18 protein-coding genes are annotated in these 18,814 nt (G+C 72.4%); 9 read left to right on the forward strand and 9 right to left on the reverse strand.

Annotated features, from left to right (window positions below):
- Positions 1 to 216, forward strand: a 216-nt coding sequence (locus ACZ55A_RS34815) for a transposase (RefSeq protein ID WP_468848802.1), incomplete at its 5' end; no start/stop codon positions are given.
- A 9-nt stretch (positions 217 to 225) separates the two neighbouring features.
- Here the strand turns inward: ACZ55A_RS34815 and ACZ55A_RS34820 are convergent.
- On the reverse strand, positions 226 to 906 hold the full coding sequence (locus ACZ55A_RS34820) for a hypothetical protein (protein WP_468848804.1): 681 nt from the start codon (positions 904 to 906) through the stop codon (positions 226 to 228).
- 178 nt (positions 907 to 1,084) lie between these two features.
- Between ACZ55A_RS34820 and ACZ55A_RS34825 the strand changes: the two genes are divergently transcribed.
- Together ACZ55A_RS34825 and ACZ55A_RS34830 are read left to right on the forward strand one after the other, a co-directional pair.
- Complete coding sequence (locus ACZ55A_RS34825; protein WP_468848805.1) at positions 1,085 to 1,579, forward strand: DinB family protein; 495 nt, start codon at positions 1,085 to 1,087, stop codon at positions 1,577 to 1,579.
- Positions 1,580 to 1,888: 309 nt separating this feature from the next.
- Positions 1,889 to 2,875, forward strand: a complete 987-nt coding sequence (locus ACZ55A_RS34830) for an LLM class flavin-dependent oxidoreductase (RefSeq protein WP_468848807.1) — start codon at positions 1,889 to 1,891, stop codon at positions 2,873 to 2,875.
- Between the two features lie 73 nt (positions 2,876 to 2,948).
- Here the strand turns inward: ACZ55A_RS34830 and rpsR are convergent, their stop codons facing one another.
- The 3 genes from rpsR to rpmE all read right to left on the reverse strand — a co-directional run bounded on the left by rpsR (position 2,949) and on the right by rpmE (position 4,660).
- Positions 2,949 to 3,185, reverse strand: coding sequence for a 30S ribosomal protein S18 (gene rpsR / locus ACZ55A_RS34835; protein ID WP_468848809.1), 237 nt, complete (start codon positions 3,183 to 3,185; stop codon positions 2,949 to 2,951).
- Between the two features lie 111 nt (positions 3,186 to 3,296).
- The gene (locus ACZ55A_RS34840) at positions 3,297 to 4,463 is read right to left on the reverse strand and encodes a CobW family GTP-binding protein (protein WP_468848811.1); all 1,167 of its coding nucleotides are present in this window, start codon (positions 4,461 to 4,463) and stop codon (positions 3,297 to 3,299) included.
- Entirely contained in the window at positions 4,463 to 4,660 is a 198-nt protein-coding gene (gene rpmE, locus ACZ55A_RS34845; RefSeq protein ID WP_468848949.1) for a 50S ribosomal protein L31, read from the reverse strand. The genes ACZ55A_RS34840 and rpmE overlap by 1 nt, the downstream gene beginning before the upstream one ends.
- A 213-nt stretch (positions 4,661 to 4,873) precedes the next feature.
- Here rpmE and rpmB point away from each other — a divergent pair, with 213 nt between their 5' ends.
- The 4 genes from rpmB (at position 4,874) to ACZ55A_RS34865 (ending at position 10,236) form a co-directional block, all read left to right on the forward strand.
- Complete coding sequence (rpmB, locus tag ACZ55A_RS34850; protein WP_457692315.1) at positions 4,874 to 5,110, forward strand: 50S ribosomal protein L28; 237 nt, start codon at positions 4,874 to 4,876, stop codon at positions 5,108 to 5,110.
- Entirely contained in the window at positions 5,110 to 5,415 is a 306-nt protein-coding gene (gene rpsN, locus ACZ55A_RS34855) for a 30S ribosomal protein S14 (RefSeq protein WP_444478148.1), read from the forward strand. Before rpmB ends, rpsN begins: the two co-directional genes overlap by 1 nt.
- A 430-nt stretch (positions 5,416 to 5,845) precedes the next feature.
- A complete protein-coding gene (locus ACZ55A_RS34860) occupies positions 5,846 to 7,012 on the forward strand; it encodes an exonuclease SbcCD subunit D (protein WP_468848813.1) in 1,167 nt (388 codons plus the stop codon).
- Entirely contained in the window at positions 7,009 to 10,236 is a 3,228-nt protein-coding gene (locus tag ACZ55A_RS34865; protein ID WP_468848815.1) for an AAA family ATPase, read from the forward strand. Before ACZ55A_RS34860 ends, ACZ55A_RS34865 begins: the two co-directional genes overlap by 4 nt.
- Positions 10,237 to 10,272: 36 nt before the next feature.
- Here ACZ55A_RS34865 and ACZ55A_RS34870 read toward each other — a convergent pair whose 3' ends face one another.
- On the reverse strand, positions 10,273 to 10,719 hold the full coding sequence (locus ACZ55A_RS34870) for an Lrp/AsnC family transcriptional regulator (protein WP_468848817.1): 447 nt from the start codon (positions 10,717 to 10,719) through the stop codon (positions 10,273 to 10,275).
- Positions 10,720 to 10,813: 94 nt separating this feature from the next.
- Here ACZ55A_RS34870 and ACZ55A_RS34875 point away from each other — a divergent pair, with 94 nt between their 5' ends.
- Together ACZ55A_RS34875 and ACZ55A_RS34880 are read left to right on the forward strand one after the other, a co-directional pair.
- On the forward strand, positions 10,814 to 11,305 hold the full coding sequence (locus ACZ55A_RS34875; RefSeq protein WP_468848818.1) for a rhodanese-like domain-containing protein: 492 nt from the start codon (positions 10,814 to 10,816) through the stop codon (positions 11,303 to 11,305).
- Positions 11,306 to 11,379: 74 nt separating this feature from the next.
- The gene (locus tag ACZ55A_RS34880) at positions 11,380 to 12,273 is read left to right on the forward strand and encodes an SDR family oxidoreductase (RefSeq protein WP_468848820.1); all 894 of its coding nucleotides are present in this window, start codon (positions 11,380 to 11,382) and stop codon (positions 12,271 to 12,273) included.
- Here the strand turns inward: ACZ55A_RS34880 and ACZ55A_RS34885 are convergent.
- The 4 genes from ACZ55A_RS34885 to ACZ55A_RS34900 form a co-directional block, all read right to left on the reverse strand.
- Positions 12,245 to 13,696, reverse strand: a complete 1,452-nt coding sequence (locus ACZ55A_RS34885) for a GNAT family N-acetyltransferase (RefSeq protein WP_468848822.1) — start codon at positions 13,694 to 13,696, stop codon at positions 12,245 to 12,247. The two genes, ACZ55A_RS34880 and ACZ55A_RS34885, sit on opposite strands and share 29 nt — an antisense overlap.
- A 77-nt stretch (positions 13,697 to 13,773) precedes the next feature.
- Complete coding sequence (locus ACZ55A_RS34890) at positions 13,774 to 15,468, reverse strand: DUF885 domain-containing protein (protein ID WP_468848824.1); 1,695 nt, start codon at positions 15,466 to 15,468, stop codon at positions 13,774 to 13,776.
- Between the two features lie 199 nt (positions 15,469 to 15,667).
- Complete coding sequence (locus tag ACZ55A_RS34895) at positions 15,668 to 17,065, reverse strand: GNAT family N-acetyltransferase (protein ID WP_468848826.1); 1,398 nt, start codon at positions 17,063 to 17,065, stop codon at positions 15,668 to 15,670.
- A gap of 83 nt (positions 17,066 to 17,148) precedes the next feature.
- On the reverse strand, positions 17,149 to 18,720 hold the full coding sequence (locus ACZ55A_RS34900; RefSeq protein WP_468848827.1) for an alkaline phosphatase D family protein: 1,572 nt from the start codon (positions 18,718 to 18,720) through the stop codon (positions 17,149 to 17,151).
- Positions 18,721 to 18,814: the final 94 nt, after the last annotated feature.

Raw genomic sequence — 18,814 nt, forward strand, 5'->3', positions numbered from 1 at the left:
TGGCTCCGTAAGAAAGGCATCCGTCACCGCAGCGCCCGCAAGGGCATCGAGTCCTCCACCCGGCTGGGCCGCCACCGCTGGGTCGTCGAAAGGACGGTCTCCTGGCTCGCCGGATGCCGCCGCCTGCACCGCCGCTATGAACGCAAGGCCGAACACTTCCTCGCCTTCGTCGGCATAGCAGCGACCCTCATCGGCTACCGCCGCCTCACCAAGTGAAACGACGTCTTAGTCCCGCCGTGCAGGCCCGAGGGTAGGTGGCCTTTGGTCGTCCCCGGAGGGGCCGACGTCGCCGTTCTTCCACTTGGGGTCGTAGGCGCAAGGCACGCTGGCGCCGCCCCTGAAGTACTTCCGGTCCGCATACCAGGTGAAGGACATCCGCTCGGCCCCGTCGTCCCGCTGGACGAACAGGTCCCAGTCCTTACCCTTCGCGCCCTCACGGTAGGACGTGACCTCCCAGCCGTTGTCCTTGAGGTGTTGGTGCAGTCGGCGGAGGCCGGAGACGGCCTGGCTCGCGGGCACGTGGTTCAGCGCCCAGCTGTGGCTCATCCGGTAGGCGCCGTCGACGGTCTTGTCCTCCAGCCCCAGCAGGCCCCCGTCGTAGCAGAAGCTGGAGCTGAACGTGTTCTCCGTGCTGACGCCGAGGTCCTCGACTCCTGGTTCTACGGTGCGCCGGAACCCCACGAGGTCGTACGCCTCCTGGGAACGCTGGAAGGCGCGGCGCGCCATGTCCTCGGGCGCGACGCGGGGAAGGTCCGTCGACCCCCATGAGCCCCATGCGAGCTGGACGACCAGAACGAGTACGACGACGAGCGCGGCGCAGCCGCATCCGCGTGCTCCAGGGAAGGAAGAGGGGGACCTGGACTCGGTCGGGGCGGGGGTGGGGGTCGGTACGGTCTGCTCGGGCATACGGGGACGGTATGTCGGTGGGGAGCACGGGGGATGGGCGCGGTTACCCGGCAAGGAGTAGGTTCGCGTACTCAAGTGATCTGCGCTATTGATCTGCGCTCGTATGCTCGGCGATGACGACGTCCGAACCAAACAGGGCCCTGCGGAGTGTCTTATGGAAAACCTTGAAGAACCGCCCATGACCCTCTCGGTTCCGGACGAACTTATGGCGGGGTACCTCGACTTCTACCGCAGCACGGTGCTGCGCAAGCTCGACGGTCTGTCCGACGAGGAGTTGCGCCGCAGCAGAGTTCCCTCGGGCTGGGCACCGCTGGAACTGCTCAAGCATCTGGCCCATGTCGAGAGGCGTTGGCTCCAGTGGGGATTCTCCGGCGAAACCGTGAGCGAGCCATGGGGTGACCTGGAATGCCGCGGCGGCAGGTGGCGGGTCGGCCCGGAGGAGACGTTCGAAGACATCAGGGCCTTCTTCGCGGAACAGTGCGACCGCTCCCGAGCGATCGTTGCCGGAGCACGATGGGAGGACCGCGCCGCGACGCTCGGTGGGAAAGTACTGCCGGAAGAGGAACGGCCCGCGCTGGGCTGGATCCTGTTCCATCTTCTCCAGGAGTACGCGCGGCACACCGGACACCTCGACATCGCACGCGAACTCGCCGACGGCAACGTTGGCGAATAGGCGAATAGGTGAGTAGGCGGATGGGCGGATAGACGCGTGAAGGCTCCCGCTCGCCGGACGCGACGGCGACAGTGCGGAAGGGGAGCCACCTGTTGAGGAACGGGTGACTGCTTCGGTCAATGTGACGCCGCAGTCGCGTGCGGGTGGGCGGGCCCGAAGTAGCGGTTGAAGGCGAACGTGACGGGGAGCGGCGGATGAGGCGTATGAAACGTACTGCCGCGCCAGTGGCCTGATGCTCTGGTGGGGGGAATGGCGCAAACAGGAAGATCACCGCACCCTCGTCGAACACTCGATCCCTATGCTGACGGCATGATCGATGTACCCCTTTCAGCGCTGGAAGTCGCGATGGTCCAAACGGGCACCGGAGCCGTGGAGACCCTGCGCGACACCGCGGCCTTCGCACAGGGAGTGGAACAGCTGGGCTACCACCGGGTCTGGTACGCCGAGCATCACCACTCGCCCGCGATCGGCGCGTTCCCACCAGTCGTGTTGATCGCGCACGCAGCCGCCTCGACCTCGGCCATCCGTCTCGGATCGGGCGGAGTACTGGCCCCCAACCACGCCCCCATCACGCTGGCGGAGCAGTTCGGAACGCTGGCCGCCCTGCACCCGGAGCGCGTCGACCTGGGCATCGGCCGCGGCCCCGGCACGTTCGACGAGGCCACCGCACGGGCGCTGCGCCGTGGAGCCGGACCGACGACGGATGCGGAGTACCACGGCGACGTCGCCGCGATCCTGTCCTTTCTGGTCGATGAAGTCGCACTCGGCACGCTGCCGGAGCCATGGCTGCTGGCCTCCAGCACCGCCGGTGCCGCTCTCGCCGCGAAACTCGGCCTGCCGATCGCCATCGCGCACCACATCCGGCCGGACAACACCCTTGCGGCGCTGGAACGTTACCGGGCGGAGTTCACCCCGTCCCGTTGGTGCGAGCGGCCTCGGGTGCTGGTGTGCGTGGAGGCGGTGTGTGCCGAGACGGAGGAAGAAGCCGCGTGGCGCGCCGGACCGATGAACGTCGTCAAAGCCGGACTCCTCAAAGGCCTGAGTGAGATCCCCTTCCCCACACCCGCGGACGCGGCCACCCACCCCTTCACGGCAGAGGAGCGCCAGGCGCTGGCCGGCTTCCGTGCACAGCAAGCCGTCGGGACACCGGAGACCGTCGTGCACCGGCTTGCACAACTGGTGGGTGAGACCGGAGCAGACGAACTGATGCTGACCACACCCGTCTACGACCTCCGCGACCGCATGCGGTCCTACGAACTCATCAAGAAGTACTGCGAGGCCACGGCGACACCGTAGAACCACGCTGGGGGGAGGCGACGCCCCGCAGGGCGCCTGTCACCGAGACGCGCCTGTCACCGAGCGGCGGCCGTCACCGTGGCGCGTACGGGAGCAGGGCCATCTCCCGTGCGTTCTTGATCGCGCGGGCGAGCTGCCGCTGCTGCTGGGCAGTGACACGGGTGACGCGGCGGCTGCGGATCTTGCCGCGGTCCGAGATGAACTTCCGCAGCAGATCGGTGTCCTTGTAGTCGATGTAGGTGATGCCTGCCGTGTCCAGCGGATTGGGGCGGGACTTGACGGGCTTGCGGGGGTCGGGGCGGCGCGCCATGGCGGTGTCCTTTCGCGGGGCGGTCGGTGTCGGGATGTCGTGCGCGGAGCGATGGCCGGGGAAGGGGGCAGGGACGGGAGCAGGAGGGCGGTCAGGGATAGGGGGCAGGGATCAGGAGACGGGTTCGAGCAGTGCGTCGAACGCGGCCGGAAGGCGTTTCCAGGCCTCGCGGCCGCCGGCGAACTCGGCTTCGGTCAGCAGGCAGGAGTCGAGCAGCCGCTCCAGGCCTTCACGGTCGAGCCCGGGTGCGGTGAAGACCAAGTGCTGGCAGCAATCGCCGTGTTCGGGGTGCCAGTCGAGGGCGGCGGCCGCTCGGCGCATGGCCGGCACCATGTCCCAGGCGGCGTCCGGGAGCGCGGCGAGCCACGGGCCGGCGTTCTCCACACACAGGGCGCCGCCCGCGGCGTCCCAGGACAGCAGGGTGTCAGGGCGGTCGGCGAGCCAGAAGCGGCCCCGGCTGCGGGCCGCGGCACACGCCAGATCTTCCAGCGCCTGGTAGAGCCGCTCCGGATGGAAGGGGCGGCGGCGGTGCCACACCAGGGTGGAGACCCCCGACTCCTCCGCTTCCTGCGGCAGTAGCGCGCAGGCCGGGTGCTGGGCGGCGGCGGCCGCCTCGGCATCGAATCCGGCGAAGGCGGCCTCGGCGAGTTGCCGGGAGTCGGCGGACACCCGCAGCGCGGTCGGATGCAGCTGGGCGAGGAGTGCCCGGTCCTCGTCGTCCGCCTCCGGACTGTCGACGAGCGCGAGCACGGGGGCGTACTCCAGCTGGCGGGCCCAGGTGTCCCCGACGGTCCGCTGATCGGTGGTGGCCGCTGCGAGGCCCGCCTCGGACAGATCATCGCCATTGGCGAGGTAGGGCAGTACGAGTGCGGGGTCGACCGCGGTCATGACGTTGGTGAGCGTCAGGGCTTCGCCGCCGTGCGAGGTGATGACCTCGGCCATCGCCTTGGGCTCGACGGAGTCCCAGAGTTCGACGACCGCCAGCCGGTTCAGGCCGCTGCCGGCCAGCCGCTGGAGTTCGGGCACCAGGTCCTCGCGCAGGGCGCAGCACGCGCAGTCATTGATGAGCGGAGCCTCGCCGGAGGACAGCTCGCCCGAGGCGTCGCGCACCGTGCGCCGTACGGTTCCCTCCGCTGCCGTGGACAGGTCGTGGTGCAGTGCGACACTGCCGCGCACGGAGTGCAGTATCCGCTGCACGACCTCCTCGCGGGCTTCGGAGTGGAGTCCGCCGACGATGACGACGGGGAGGACGACGGGGAGGCTGTGGTTCTCCTCCATCACGCTGTCCCGCGCCGGGCGTACCGCCGCTCGAAGTGCTCGACGCGGCCGGCCGTGTCGAGGACACGAGCCGTGCCCGTGTAGAAGGGGCGGCTCTGCGACGAGATCTCCACGTCGATGACGGGGTAGGTCTTGATCCCGGGTTTCATGACGGTGTTCCTGTCTGTGAGTTCGGGTCGTGCGTCAGCGTTGTTCAGTGTTCTTGCGCGTCCTTGCGCGTCCTTGCGCGTCCTTGAGCGTTCTTCTCGGAAGTCGACGTGCCGGCCGATGACCGGGGCGCGACCCGCTGCCCGTGCGCGGGGCCAGGCGGTCGGGGGCGTTCCCACGGTTCTTGTCGGTGGCGTTGGGCGTTACTATATGGGAATGGTTTCCATTATCGATAACCAGACCGAGGAGAGGTAGCCCCCACCATGTCCGCCCATTGCCAACTGACCGGCGCCAAGCCGGGCTTCGGTAAGACCATCTCCCACTCGCACCGTCGTACGTCCCGCCGGTTCGACCCGAATATCCAGCGCAAGCGCTACTGGCTGGCGAGCGAGGGGCGTCACATCCGGCTCACCCTCAGCACCAAGGCGATCAAGACGGTCGATGCCATCGGCGTCGAGGCCGCAGTGGCACGTATCCGCGCACGAGGGGTGAAGGTCTGATGGCGAAGCAGAGCAAGATCGCGAAGAATGAGCAGCGCAAGGTGATCGTCGAGCGGTACGCCGCCCGGCGTGCCGAGCTGAAGGAGATCATCCGGCGGCCTTCGTCGACCGAGGACGAACGGGCCGCCGCCCAGGCCGAGTTGCGGCGCCAGCCGCGCGACGCCAGTGCGACCCGGGTGCGGAACCGCGACAGTGTGGACGGCCGGCCCCGCGGACATCTGCGGAAGTTCGGCATGTCCCGGGTGCGCATGCGGGAGCAGGCGCACGCCGGGTTCCTTCCCGGGGTCACCAAGTCGTCCTGGTGATGGTTTGCCGTTGATGCGTCCCTGGGGCTCATGTGGCGTCGGCCGGATTGCGGGCGCGGCGTGAGCTGTGTGTGACCGAGATGACGCTGCGGCCCGGGGGAGCCCCCGGGCCGCAGCGCGCCATCGTCGAGGTGGGCTGAACCCGCGTGACCGCACCGGCCTTGCCGCGGACGGCCTGATCGTGCCGACGCTCGATCGCGTCGCGCCGAGTGGCGACCGCATTGCGCCGACGCTCGACCGCCCGGTCCCCGACGACACGGATCACGGCCGACGCGCACGGTCACCCGACGCCGGTGGCGGGTGCGAGGATGAGGGCCGTGATGGATGGGGTGCTGACGGCAGCTAGCCTGGGTGCGGTCGGTCGGTGGCTCCGGGTCGGTGCTGGCCCGTGGGCTCTCGGAGGGGGAAACGTGCAGGTCGGAGTAGCTGGGTGAGATTTCTGCACACCTCCGACTGGCATCTGGGGCGGTCCTTCCACCGTGTGAACATGCTCACCGCCCAGCGGGCCTTTCTCGATCATCTCGTCGAGACGGTGCGCGCCCGGGAGATCGACGCGGTGCTGGTCGCGGGCGATGTCTACGACCGGGCCGTGCCGCCGCTCGCCGCCGTCGAGCTCTTCGACGACGCCCTGCACCGGCTCGCCGAGCTGGGCGTCCCCACCGTCATGATCTCCGGCAACCATGACTCCGCCCGCCGCCTGGGCGTCGGTGCCGGACTGATGGAGCGGGCCGGTATCCATCTGCGGACCGACCCGGCCGGCTGCGGCACCCCCGTGGTGCTCACCGATGCGCACGGACCGGTGGCGCTCTACGGGCTGCCGTACCTGGAGCCCGCCATGGTGCGCGAGTCCCTCGGCGCGTCGCGTGCCGACCATGCGGCGGTGCTCGGGGCGGCGATGGACCGGGTACGGGCCGACCTGGCGGAGCGTCCGGCCGGGACGCGTTCGGTGGTGCTGGCGCATGCCTTTGTCACCGGCGGCGCGGTCAGTGACAGTGAGCGCGATATCACCGTCGGCGGGGTCGCCTCCGTCCCCGCGGAGGTGTTCGACGGGGTGGACTACGCCGCCCTCGGTCATCTGCACGGCTGCCAGACCCTCACCGAGCGGGTCCGCTACTCCGGATCGCCGCTCGCCTACTCCTTCTCCGAGGCCGCACACCGCAAGTCGTCGTGGGTCGTCGAGCTGGACGCGGGCGGCGCCGTGCGGGCCGAGCGGGTGGACTGCCCGGTGCCGCGTCCGCTGGCCCGTATCCGCGGGCCGCTGGAGCAGCTGCTGGACGATCCGTCGCTGGCCCGGCACGAGGACTCCTGGGTGGAGGCGACGCTCACCGACTCCGCCCGTCCGCACGAGCCGATGGCTCGGCTCGCGAAGCGCTATCCGCACATCCTCAGCCTGGTCTTCGACCCGGACGAGGGGCCCGCTCACTCACTGGCCTCGTACGCCCAGCGGCTGCGCGGGCGCAGCGACCAGGAGATCGCCGAGGACTTCGTGGAACACGTACGGGCCGGCCGCGCGGCCGATGAGCAGGAGCGGGCCGCACTGCGCTCGGCGCTCGACGAGGTACGCGTCCAGGACATGGCCGCCGAGGTGGCGCGATGAGGCTGCACCGGCTCACCCTCACCGCCTTCGGGCCGTTCGGCGCCACCCAGACCATCGACTTCGACCGGCTCACCCGCGACGGACTGTTCCTGCTGCACGGCCCGACCGGCGCGGGCAAGACCTCGGTCCTGGACGCGGTGTGCTTCGCGCTGTACGGCTCGGTGCCCGGGGCCCGGCAGAGCGGCCAGGCGCTGCGCAGCGATCTGGCGGACCCGCAGACCCTCACCGAGGTCGTACTCGAACTGACCGTGGGGGAGCGGCGGTTGGAGATCACCCGGCTGCCCGAGCAGCCGCGCCCGAAGAAGCGCGGCAGCGGGACGACGAAGGAGAAGGCACAGAGCCGACTGCGGGAGTTCGTGCCGGGCGAGGACGGTGCGGCGGGCCGGTGGAAGGCGCTGAGCCGGTCGCACCAGGAGATCGGCGAGGAGATCGCGACGCTGCTCGGTATGAGCAAGGACCAGTTCTGCCAGGTCGTGCTGCTGCCCCAGGGCGACTTCGCGCGCTTCCTGCGGGCCGATGCCGAGGCCCGCGCCCGGCTGCTGGGCCGGCTCTTCGACACCCGGCGGTTCGCCGCGCTCGAGGAGCAGTTGCACGCCCGCCGTAAGGCCGCCGCCGAGCAGGTCGCCGCGGGCGACGAACGGTTGCTGGCACTGGCGCACCGGATGGCGCAGGCGGCGGGGGAGAGCGCGGACTTCGACGGGCTCGCGGATCTCGCCGGCCCGTCGGCCGCGGCGGCGGGCCGGACGGGGCGGGCGGCGCAGGGTACGGCCGTGCGCGGTGGCGCGGCGGCCGGCGGGCGTGGTCGTACGGCGGCCGCGAGGACGGGGACGGTGACGGCGACCGTTCCGGGGCAGGCCGGGGCCGGGGACCGGCGGGGCCGGACGGCCGTGGCGGACCGTACTGCCGCTGCCGAGAGTGCGACCGCACCCGGGCCGGGCGATCCGGGGTTCGCCGAGGCGGTGCTGGCCCGGGCCGCCGTCGCCCGGGCGGGTGCACGGGAGCGGCTGGCGATCGCCCGGGCCGCGGTGCGCGCCGCCGAGGAGGCGGAGCAGACCGCCGCCGGGCGGCTTGCCGAGGCCCGCGAGCGGGACCGGCTTCAGCAGCGGTATGCGGATGCCCGCCGCCGGGCCGACCGGCTCGATGCGTACGCCGAGGAGCGGGCGCGCACCAAGGAGCGGCTGGCGCGGGCCCGCGCGGCCGCGGAGGTCGCGCCCGCGCTCGCCCTGCGGGACGCCGCATGGCGCGAACTGGACGCCGCGCAGCGCGCCGAGCGGGACCACCGCAGCCCGCTGCCGCCCGACCTCGCGGCCGCCGGTGCCGATCAACTCGGCGCGGCAGAGCGGAAGCTGAGGGAGGACCTGGGGTCGCTTGCCGCGGCCCGGCGGTCCGAGCGGCGGGCCGCCGACATCGGCCTGGAGCGCGCCGCCCTCGACCGCGAGGCGCGCGCCGACGAGCAGACACTGCTGGACGCCGCGGAGTGGCTCGCCGCCTGGGACGGCGTCCGCCGCGCCCACCAGCAGCGCATCGAGACCGCGCAGGAGGCCGCGATCCGGGCCGAGCAACTCGGGAGCCGGATCGGACCGGCCGAGGAACGGCTCGCGGCGGCCCGCCGACGCGACCGGCTGGACGGTGAAGTACGGTCCGCAGAAGGGGAGTTGCTGACCGCCAGGGAGCGGTCCACCGCCGCCCATGAGCACTGGCTCGACCTCAAGGAGCGGCGGCTGCGCGGGATCGCCGCCGAGCTCGCCGACGGGCTGCGCGACGGCCAGGCGTGCGCGGTGTGCGGGGCGACCGAGCACCCGGAGCCGGCCAGGGCCGGGGCCGGGCACGTGGACCGGGCGGCCGAGGAGACCGCGCTCGCTGCCTACCGCCGGGCCGAGGAGGCGCGACAGCGGGCGGAGGCCGACCGCCAGTCGGTCAAGGAGTCCCTGGCCGCCGCGACGGCCGCGGCCGGGGACACCCCGACCGCCGAACTCGCCGCGCACGTCGATGAGTTGCGTGTCGACCTCGCCCGCGACCATCGGCTCGGCGCCGACCTGCACGCCGCCCGCGAGGCGCTGGGGCGGGCCGAGCGGGAGTACGAACAGCGGCGCGCCGAGCAGCAGCAGGCCGAACGCCGGGCCGCCGCCCGTACCTCGCACCGCGAGGCGCTGGAGCGTGAACGGGACGCACTGGACGAGGAGCTGAACCGGGCCCGCGGCGACTGCGCCAGCGTGGCCGAGCGGGCCGGACGACTGGAGCGGCAGGTGGCGCTGCTCGCCTCGGCGGCCGAGGCGTCCCGTACCGCCGACTCCTGCGCCCAGCGGCTCAAGGAGGCCGACGCCCAGGCCTCCGACGCCGCCTACCGGGCCGGTTTCGACACCCCGCAGGCCGCCGCCGACGCGCAGCTGCGGGACGAGGAGTGGCGGGCGTTGCAGCAGCGGCTCGACGACTGGCAGCGCGAAGCGGCCGCGGTCGAGGCGGAGCTGGCCGACCCCGAGGCGTGCGCCGCGGCCGCGCTGCCGCCCGCCGATCCGGATGCCGCGTACGCCGCGCACCAGTCGGCCGCGGCGCGGCTGCGCACCGCCGCGACGGCACAGGACGCGGCCCGGGAACGCTGCGCCGCGCTCGACCGGCTCTCCGCCCGCGCCGAGGACGACGCCCGCCAACTGGCCCCGCTGCGCGCCGACCACGACCGCATCGCCCGGCTCGCCGCGCTGGCCGCCGGCACCTCCCCCGAGAACGAGCGCCGGATGCGCCTGGAGTCGTACGTCCTCGCCGCCCGGCTGGAACAGGTCGCGGCCGCCGCCAGCACCCGGCTCCAGCGGATGTCGGCCGGCCGCTACACGCTCGTGCACTCCGACGAACGGTCCGGCGGCGCCCGGCGCTCCGGCCTCGGTCTGCATGTCATCGACGCCTGGACCGGCCACGAACGGGACACCGCCAGCCTCTCCGGCGGGGAGACCTTCTTCGCTTCCCTCGCGCTCGCCCTCGGCCTCGCCGATGTCGTCACCGACGAGGCAGGCGGCACCCGGCTGGACACCCTCTTCATCGACGAGGGCTTCGGCAGCCTGGACGAACAGACCCTCGACGAGGTGCTGGACGTCCTGGACTCGCTGCGCGAACGCGACCGCAGCGTCGGGATCGTCAGCCATGTCGCCGACCTCAAGGCGCGGATCCCGTCCCAACTGGAGGTCGTCAAGGACCGGTCGGGCTCGACGGTGCGGCACCGCGTACCGAGCTGAGCGTGGCGGTACCCCGGGGCGGCGGGCCGCCGCGGGTCACCGGCCGACCGGGCGGCGGGGGAGCGGTGAGGAGTAGACGACGCTGGTCGTCACCGAGCCGAGCGCGCCGATCCGGCCGGACACCTCCTCCAGATGCTTCATCGACCGCGCCGCGACCTTGAGGACGAAGCAGTCGTCGCCGGTGACGTGGTGCGCCTCCAGGACCTCCGGAGTGCTCTCCAGCAGGTCGTGGAACGGCTTGTAGTTGCCGTTCGGATACCGCAGCCGTACGAAGGCCAGGACCGGCAGCCCGATCCGCTCGGGGTCGATCACCGCCGCGTAGCCCGAGATCACCCCGGCCTCCTCCAGCCGGCGGACGCGTTCGGTGACGGCGCTGGCGGACATGTTGACGGCGCGGGCCAGCTCGGCGTAGCCCGCGCGGCCGTTGTGCTGGAGGACGTCGAGGATGCGCCAGTCGGTGGCGTCAGGGGAATAACCGGTCATCTCCGCTGTCTAGCAGTGAAATCACCGGAGGATCAAGGGTTTTACCGGTGATCGTCACTTCTCGGCCCGGGTGGCAAACCGTAAATTATCGACCATGATCACACAGAAGGCGCAGCCCGCAGCCGTCCCCGGTTCCGTACCGGCCACCGGGCTCGCCGCGCCCGCCGACGCCGCCGCGTACTTCGCCGCCCGTCTCGCCTTCCACACCGACGTCGCCGATGTACACACCGCCCTCGCGGCCGGCGCGAAGGACTTCGTCCTCGTGGACTCCCGCAGCACGGCGGCCTGGGACCAGGGGCATGTCCCCGGCGCCGTACATCTGCCCACCGCCCGGATCCCCGAGGACGCCGCGGAGCTCCTGGACCCTGCGGTCCCGGTCGTCGTCCACTGCTGGGGCCCCGGCTGTGACGGCGCCACCCGCGCCGCCCTGGCACTGGCCCGGCTCGGCTACCGCGTCAAGGAGATGCTCGGCGGCATCGAGTACTGGATCCGGGAGGGGTACGAGGTCGAGACCTGGGAAGGCACCCAACGCCGCCCCGCCGACCCGCTGACGGCGCCCGTCGGCGCCGGGGACTGCGGCTGCTGAACCGCCCAGGGCCGGGGCGGCCGGGTCGAAAACCGGGTGACGACGGACCAGGGCCGAGGGGACGCTGGTGCGTCATGACCCACCACAGCAACCCGCCCACCGACGACCGCCCGCCCACCGTAAGCCCGCCGCCCGTTCCACCCGCCGCGGACGCCGACGCGCTGCGCCGCGATCCGCTGCCCCTGCTCGGCCGTACCGCGCTCGTCACCGGAGCCAGCCGGCGCAGTGGCATCGGCTACGCCGTCGCCCGGCGGCTCGCCGCGTACGGCGCGAGCGTCTATCTGCACCACCATGTGCCGCACGATGCCGGGCAGCCCTGGGGTGCCGACCCGGGCGGTCCGGAAGCGGTCGCCGCGGGGGTGCGCGAAGCCGCCGTCCCCACCGCGGTGGTGGCCCACGGGCCGGCCGATCTGGCCCGGCCCGACACCCCCGCCCGGCTCCTGGACACCGCAGCCGGCGCGCTCGGCGGCCGGCTGGACATCCTCGTCGCCAACCATGCGCTCAGCGGAAGCGACGGCACCCTTGACGCGATCGATACGGCGATGCTCGACGCCCACTGGGCGACCGACGCCCGCTCGGTGATCCTCCTCGTCCAGGCCTACGCCCGCCGGCGCGCCGAGGGACTGGACGGCGGGCGGATCGTGTTGCTGACCTCCGGCCAGGACCTGGGCGGCGGCATGCCGGACGAGATCGCCTACGGCCTCGCCAAGGGCGCGCTGGCCTCGGCGACCCGTAGCCTCGCCACCGCCCTCGCCGGCCTCGGGGTGACCGTCAACACCGTCAACCCGGGCCCCGTGGACACCGGTTACGCGGACGGCGAGCTGCACGAGCGGGTCGCCCGGTGCTTCCCCGGCGGACGGTGGGGAGCGCCGGACGACCCGGCCCGGCTGATCGCCTGGCTCGCCACCGACGAGGCGGCCTGGATCACCGGTGAGGTCATCAACTCCGAGGGCGGCTTCCGGCGTTGACCCCGATGACGGGCGGGGCGCCGGCGGTGCCGTCGATCTCGTAGGCGCGCAGGCCCTCGCGCTCCTCGACGAAACGGAAGCCGGCCCGTGCCAGCACCCGCTGCGAGGCGACATTCTCCGGCTCGGTGAGCGCGCACACCGTCCGTACCTCGGGGCGGGACGCCGCCCAGCCGGCCAGCAGCCGGGTCGCGTCGGTGGCCCATCCGGCGCCGCGGGCGGACGGCGAGAGGTCATAGCCGAGCTCCACGAAGCCGGTGTCGTCCGGCGGGCCGTGGAAACCGATGCTGCCCAGGGCCCGGCCGGTGGCCGCATCGGTCAGCACGAAGACGCCCCAGCCGGGTCGGTAGGTGCCGGCCGCGGCGGCGCGCACGGCGATCCCCGCGCCGCCCTTGGTCGTCTCGGGCGGCCCGCCGTCGATCCAGTCGTAGCCGGCGGCCTCACCGTCGGCGACCCGGGCGGCGGTGGCCGGCAGCAGGGCGCGCAGCACCACCCGGCCGGCGGTGAGCGTCAGCGGATAGCCTGCGCCCGCCGTGACCAGCGCCTCGAACAGCGGACGGTGGTCCCCGCCCGCGGGCAGCCCGCTGACCTGACCGTCACCGGCCTCCACCACCCGCCACACGCCGTCCCGGCGCAGCGCCAGATCCGTGGTGACGAAGCGCGCCCCCAACTCCCTTACGGCAGGCGCCACATGAGTGAGGTCGGGGCGGGGGCGCAGGCCCGGGGTGTCGGGGTGCGGGCCGGTCAGCACCGGCTCACCGTCCACCCACCACACCCGCGCCTCGCCCACCGTCCGGTCGAAGTCCTCGAAGGCGCGCAGCACCACCCCACCGGTCAGGAACTCCTCCTGGAGCGCGACGAAGCGGCCGACGACGGAGGCCAGCCGTCCGGTGTCGGAGGCGTCCGGGACATAGGCCGCCTCCTCCCATTCGTGCTTACGGGACTTCACCCAGTCCTTGACGACAAGCGGGCAGCGCCGCCCGGGCCCGGCGAACGGAGCCGCTAGCCGGGCGAGCGCCGCGCGCCCCGGGGGCCGGCCTGGTGCGCAGGGCAGCCAGGCGCTGCGCGGGGTGAGCGCGCGGAAGGTCTCGTACCAGCCGGGGAGTTCATGGGCGGTGCGGTAGGCGGCGGGCGAGGTCAGCAGCCGGCAGCCGCGGGCGGCCAGCGCGCCGGCGAGGGCGGCATAGCGGTCGGCGGGCAGCATCCAGCCGCGGTACCAGACCGGTCCGGCCTCGCGCGGCACCCGTACGACCGCCGCCGGCGCGTCGCCGGACAGCAGCGCCTCGTGGTCGAGCACCGCGGTCGCGGCACCGGCCGACCGGGCCGCCGCGGCCTCGCCCGCGAAGTGCGGATCGGCACGCCGGGGGCGCAGCGGATCGCCGGAGAACAGCAGGAGCGGCCGGCCGGCCGCAAGGTCCACGGTCATGTCGCGGACCCTACGGACGGCGGCGGCCTGCCACAACACCATGCCGGACCGCCCGGCCGCCGCCCCAGGAGCCCTGGTCAGAGCGCCGACAGCTCGCTCAGCAGATCGTCCAGGCCGAGCGAGCCCTGCGAGAGGGCGGCCATGTGCCAGGCCTTGAGGTCGAAGTCCGCGCCGTGCCGGGCGCGGGCTGCCTCCCGGCCCTTGAGCCACACCCGCTCGCCGAGCTTGTAGCCGATCGCCTGCCCGGCCATGCCCTGATAGCGGATGATCTCGCTCTCGACGAAGTCGGCCGGGCGACTGCAATGGCTCGCCAGGAACGCGTGCGCCAGCCGCGGGGTCCAGCGTTCACCCGGGTGGAAGGGGGAGTCCGCCGGGATCTCCAGCTCCAGGTGCATACCGATGTCGATGATGACCCGGATGGCCCGCATCATCTGCGCGTCCAGATAGCCCAGCCGCCGCTCGGCGTTCGTCAGGAAGCCCAGTTCGTCCATCAGGCGCTCGGCGTACAGCGCCCAGCCCTCGGCGTTGGCGCTGACGATGCCCACCGTCGTCTGGTACCGCGAGAGCCGGTCGGCGACATGGACCCACTGCGCCAGCTGGAGGTGATGGCCGGGCACCCCCTCGTGGTACCAGGTCGAGACCAGGTCGTACGCCGGGAAGCGGGTCTCGCCCATGGTCGGCAGCCAGGTGCGGCCGGGCCGGGAGAAGTCCAGCGACGGCTGGGTGTAGTACGGCGCGGCGGCGCTGCCGGGCGGCGCGATCCGCGACTCCACCCGGCGCACCCGCTCGGCCAGCTCGAAGTGGGTGCCGTCCAGCGCCTCGATGGCCTCGTCCATGAGGGACTGGAGCCACTGACGGGTCTCCTCGACGCCCTCGACCGCCTCACCGTGCTCATCGCACCAGGCCAGCGCCTCCCACGGGGTCTTCGCACCGGGCAGGACCTTCTGCGCCTCGGTCTCCATCTCGGCCAGCAGCCGGTGGAATTCGGACCAGCCGTACGCATACGCCTCGTCCGCGTCGAGGTCGGCGCCGTTGTAGTAGCGGGAGAGGCGGGCGTAGCGCTCCCGGCCCACCACGTCAGGGGCGCCCTCGATGGCCGGGGCGTAGCTGTCCCGGAACCAGTCGCGCAGCTCCACCAGGGCGCCGGTGGCCACCTCGGCGGCCTCGGTCAGCTCGGCGCGCAGCGCCTCGGGGCCCGGGTCGGTGAACTCCGCGAACCAGCTGCGGTCGGTACCGATCCACTCGCCCAACTGACCGATGACGGTCGCGACTTGGAGCGGGCCGGCGGGCAGGTCGCGCTTGCGGCCGGCGTCCAGCGCGGCACGGTAGCCCTCCAGCGCGGCCGGTACGGCCCGCAGCCGCTGGGCGATCGCCGCCCAGTCCGCCTCGGTCTCGGCGGGGGTGACCGTGAAGACCTCCCGGACCTGGTGCAGCGGCGAGCTGAGGTTGCTGACCGTGCGCAGGCCCTCGCCCGCCTCGTGCACCGCGAGCTCGGCGGTCAGCCGCTCGCGCAGCAGCCGTGCACAGATCTTCTCGGCGGGGCTGTCCGCGCCCGGCCGGGTCTCGGCCTCGGTGAGCTTCTCCAGTGTCGTACGGGCGAGCTGGGCCACGGCTTCCTGGCCCGTCGGTGAGAAGTCGGGGAGCTTGCCGGAGCTCTCGGGGATGCCGAGGAAGGTGCCGGTGATGGGGTCCAGGTCGACGAGGGCGTCGACATAGGCGTCAGCGACCTGGCGGGGCAGTGGACCGCCCGCGGGAGTAGTGGTGTTGGGCATACCGGCCATCCTCCAACGGATCATCCGCCGCGTCACCATCAATAGGCCGGACGTTCCTGTCGCTTTACGACGCCATTGCCAACTGGGGCGGGCCAACCAGGGCGGTTCCAACGGGCGCGGCCGGCCGGGCGATGTTGCGCCCGGCCGGCCGTGGGTCTCGCTCCCCGATGGGGTTTCGGGTGGGTGTGCGGTCCGGTGCTCAGCGGCGGCCGGTGCCGTCCTGGATGCGCACGCTCTCCCGGGGCTCGGGGCGGGCGGACAGACCCGTCGGGCGGGCCGTGATCACCAGCGTGCCCTCCTCTATCTGGTAGTCGAGCGGCAGCCCGAGGCCGCGCATCGCCGCCACCATCCCCGTGTTGGAGGCCTGGGTGATGGCGTAGATGCTCTCGCAGCCGGCCTCGTCCGCCATCGCCACCAGGCGACGCAGCAGCTCCGCGCCGATGCCGCGCTGCTGCCAGGCGTCCTCGACCAGCAGCGCCACCTCGGTCTCCTCGCCGTCCCACAGCAGATGGCCGAGCGCCACCAGCCGGCCGGACGCGGTCTCCACCGCCAGGGTGCGGCCGAAGCGCGGGCTGAGCAGATGCCCCAGGTAGCGGTCCGCGTCACCGACCGGGCCGTGGTAGCGCAGGGCGAGGGTCTTCGACGAGCAGCGGTCGTGCATCTCGCGGGCCGCGGCCAGGTCGGAGGTGTCGGCCCGGCGGACGGTGATCTCGTTGCCCTCCGGCAGCGTCAGGACGTCACGCCGCGGCGGCACCCGCTGACCGAGCCGGGCGTCCAGCTCGACCAGCGCGCGGACCCGCGCGAACTCGGTGGGGGTGAACGGCAACTGCGGCCTTTCGATGGTGAGCGAGCCCCCGGAGGGGTCGCGGAACTTCATCACATGGTCCTCCAGCACGCCCTCGCCGGGCACCTTCTCAGCGAGCGGCTGACCGGTCAGCGAGCGGGCCGGTACCGAGTGGATCGTGCAGCGGCCCAGCAACTGACGCAGGGCCAGGGGTAGTTCGGCGGAATCGAGGGCCGTGCGGGTGGCCAGGCCCAGCATGCGGGTCGGCGCATCGACGAGGTCGTGTGCATCGGCGCGCTCCAGCCAGCTGTGCCGGCCGCCCGCGCCGGCCACCGTACGGGTGACGTCCCCGGGCGTCAGCGAGGCGGGGGCGCGCAGCAGGAACTCGTCGACCGTGCCGTTGGACAGCGGGTGGGTCTGGAGGCTGAGTATGTCCACACGCCGGGCGGCCAGCGCCGTGCACAGCGCGGCCAGGCTGCCCGGTTCGTCCCGGACCGTGGTCCGCATCCGCCACAGCGTCGTCTCCTGACCGCCGGGCCCGGAGGCCCGCTCGGCGAGGGACGCCGCCGTGGCGCCGGTATCGGTCGGCGGCGGGGCGTTTTCGTGGCGCCTTGACCACCAGACGTGGAAGACCGCCGTGGCCAGCAGGGCCACCGCCGCGGCGCACAGCAGCACCGGCCCGGAGGGGCCGTGGGCGACGGTGTTGGCGACCGCGTCGGCCACCGCGACGGCCGTGAACAGCGCGGCCAGCTCGACAACGTCCCGCCGCCAGTGGTGGCGGCGGGCGGAGTTGGCAGAGGATGCTTCAGTCATGCATCCAGCCTCGCCGACAGGTGTTGCCTGATCGCCAACACATTGTGTCCGACGGGTAAAAGGTGCAATCGATGCATTGGCCCCTACTGTCCTACCCGTCCCGGTTGGAGCACCTTGCTGAACAACACCTTGCCCCCTTCCTGACGCAGCCGCACCGTCAGCTCCCCGCTGCCCCCGTCGATGTCGATCTCGCCGAAGTTCTGCGGACTCTCCGCGGGGGAGGTGTTCGCACGGTCCGGCGCCTTGATGAACGGCTGCGCGGGCCCGAACGTTCCATCGAGCTTCAGCGCCTGGAACCCGCCCGCGTTCAGCGGCCCCGACACGAACTCCCAGAACGGCTCGAAGTCCTTGAACGCGGCCCGCTCCGGTGCGTAGTGCTGCGCCGAGGTGTAGTGAACGTCCGTCGTCAGCCATACGGTGCCGGTGATCCGGGCGTGCTTGATGTGCCGTAGCAGCTCGGCCAGTTGTAGCTCGCGCCCCAGGGGAGCACCCGGATCGCCCTGTGCCACCGCCTCGAAATTCGTCTTGCCGTCCGGTACGACCAGCCCCAGCGGCATGTCGGAGGCGATCACCTTCCACACCGCACGCGAGCGGGACAGCTCTCGCTTGAGCCAGCGCAGCTGCTCGGCCCCGAGGATGCCCTGCGGGTCGTCGGTCTGCCGGCCGGGTGAATTCGCGTCGCGGTAGCGGCGCATGTCCAGCACGAACACATCGAGCAGCGGACCGTGGTGCACCACGCGGTAGACCCGGCCGCCCCGGTCCGGCCGCAGCGTGCGGATCGGGAAGTACTCGCTGAAGGCGCGCAGCGACCGCGCCGACAGCACATCCGCGTCCTTCTCCGTGTACCTGTCGTCGTCGAGCAGCTGCCCCGGGTACCAGTTGTTGTGCACCTCGTGGTCGTCCCACTGCGTGATCGTCGGCACCTGGGCGTTGAACCGGCGCAGATTCTCGTCCAGCAGGTTGTACCGGAACGCGCCACGGAACTCCGCCAGCGTCTCGGCGACCTTCGCCTTCTCCTCGGTCGTCACATTCCGCCAGATCCGGCCGTCCGGCAACGTCACCTTGTCCGGGATCGGGTTGTCCGCGTAGATGTTGTCGCCGCTGCACAGGAAGAAGTCCGGATTGCGGCGCCGCATGTCCTCGTAGATGCGGTAGCCGCCGTGGTCCGGATTGATGCCCCAGCCCTGGCCCGCGAGGTCGCCGGACCAGTGGAACCGGATGTCCGCGTGCCGCCCCTCGGGGGCCGTACGGAAGGTCCCCGCGACCGGCTCGCCGGTGCGCCGGGGGTCGTCCGGGTCGGCCAGCAGCACCCGGTAGTGGATCTGCTCACCGGCCGGCAGTCCGTGCAGCGAGGTGACGCCGGTGAAGTCGGTGCCCGCGCCGAGCACCGGACCGCGCCAGGTTCTGGCGTTACGGAACGACTCGGTCGCCGCGGTCTGCACCACCATCCGGGCCGGCCGGTCGGACCGCACCCACACCAGCCCCGAGGACGTGGTCACATCCCCGACCTGCACGCCCCAGTCCGCGCTCGGCCGGCCGCTGCGGGCCTGCGCCGGTGCGGCGCAGGAGAGCGCGGGCAGCGCCATGGCCGCGGAACCCGCCGCCGCGCCCCGAAGCAACGACCGTCGTCCGAAGCCGCCGGATCCCTGCGCCATCTGAAACCTCCATGCCTCGACCGAGTTCGGTACTGACTTGTTCGTATCGGTGTGCGGTGCCGCGTGGTGGAACGGACGGTGAACACAGGCCCGT

The sequence above is a fragment of the Streptomyces sp. NPDC034111 genome (assembly GCF_055575375.1).

What these genes read in the sequence shown, in the direction of transcription:
- ACZ55A_RS34840 (WP_468848811.1), bottom strand. Translation starts at nt 4,463, where the DNA reads ATGGAGGAGAACCACAGCCTCCCCGTCGTCCTCCCCGTCGTCATCGTC.
- ACZ55A_RS34885 (WP_468848822.1), bottom strand. Translation starts at nt 13,696, where the DNA reads ATGACCGTGGACCTTGCGGCCGGCCGGCCGCTCCTGCTGTTCTCCGGC.
- ACZ55A_RS34865 (WP_468848815.1), top strand. Translation starts at nt 7,009, where the DNA reads ATGAGGCTGCACCGGCTCACCCTCACCGCCTTCGGGCCGTTCGGCGCC.
- ACZ55A_RS34820 (WP_468848804.1), bottom strand. Translation starts at nt 906, where the DNA reads ATGCCCGAGCAGACCGTACCGACCCCCACCCCCGCCCCGACCGAGTCC.
- ACZ55A_RS34830 (WP_468848807.1), top strand. Translation starts at nt 1,889, where the DNA reads ATGATCGATGTACCCCTTTCAGCGCTGGAAGTCGCGATGGTCCAAACG.
- rpsR (WP_468848809.1), bottom strand. Translation starts at nt 3,185, where the DNA reads ATGGCGCGCCGCCCCGACCCCCGCAAGCCCGTCAAGTCCCGCCCCAAT.
- ACZ55A_RS34880 (WP_468848820.1), top strand. Translation starts at nt 11,380, where the DNA reads ATGACCCACCACAGCAACCCGCCCACCGACGACCGCCCGCCCACCGTA.
- ACZ55A_RS34895 (WP_468848826.1), bottom strand. Translation starts at nt 17,065, where the DNA reads ATGACTGAAGCATCCTCTGCCAACTCCGCCCGCCGCCACCACTGGCGG.
- ACZ55A_RS34875 (WP_468848818.1), top strand. Translation starts at nt 10,814, where the DNA reads ATGATCACACAGAAGGCGCAGCCCGCAGCCGTCCCCGGTTCCGTACCG.
- ACZ55A_RS34825 (WP_468848805.1), top strand. Translation starts at nt 1,085, where the DNA reads ATGACCCTCTCGGTTCCGGACGAACTTATGGCGGGGTACCTCGACTTC.
- ACZ55A_RS34890 (WP_468848824.1), bottom strand. Translation starts at nt 15,468, where the DNA reads ATGCCCAACACCACTACTCCCGCGGGCGGTCCACTGCCCCGCCAGGTC.
- ACZ55A_RS34900 (WP_468848827.1), bottom strand. Translation starts at nt 18,720, where the DNA reads ATGGCGCAGGGATCCGGCGGCTTCGGACGACGGTCGTTGCTTCGGGGC.
- ACZ55A_RS34870 (WP_468848817.1), bottom strand. Translation starts at nt 10,719, where the DNA reads ATGACCGGTTATTCCCCTGACGCCACCGACTGGCGCATCCTCGACGTC.
- rpmB (WP_457692315.1), top strand. Translation starts at nt 4,874, where the DNA reads ATGTCCGCCCATTGCCAACTGACCGGCGCCAAGCCGGGCTTCGGTAAG.
- rpsN (WP_444478148.1), top strand. Translation starts at nt 5,110, where the DNA reads ATGGCGAAGCAGAGCAAGATCGCGAAGAATGAGCAGCGCAAGGTGATC.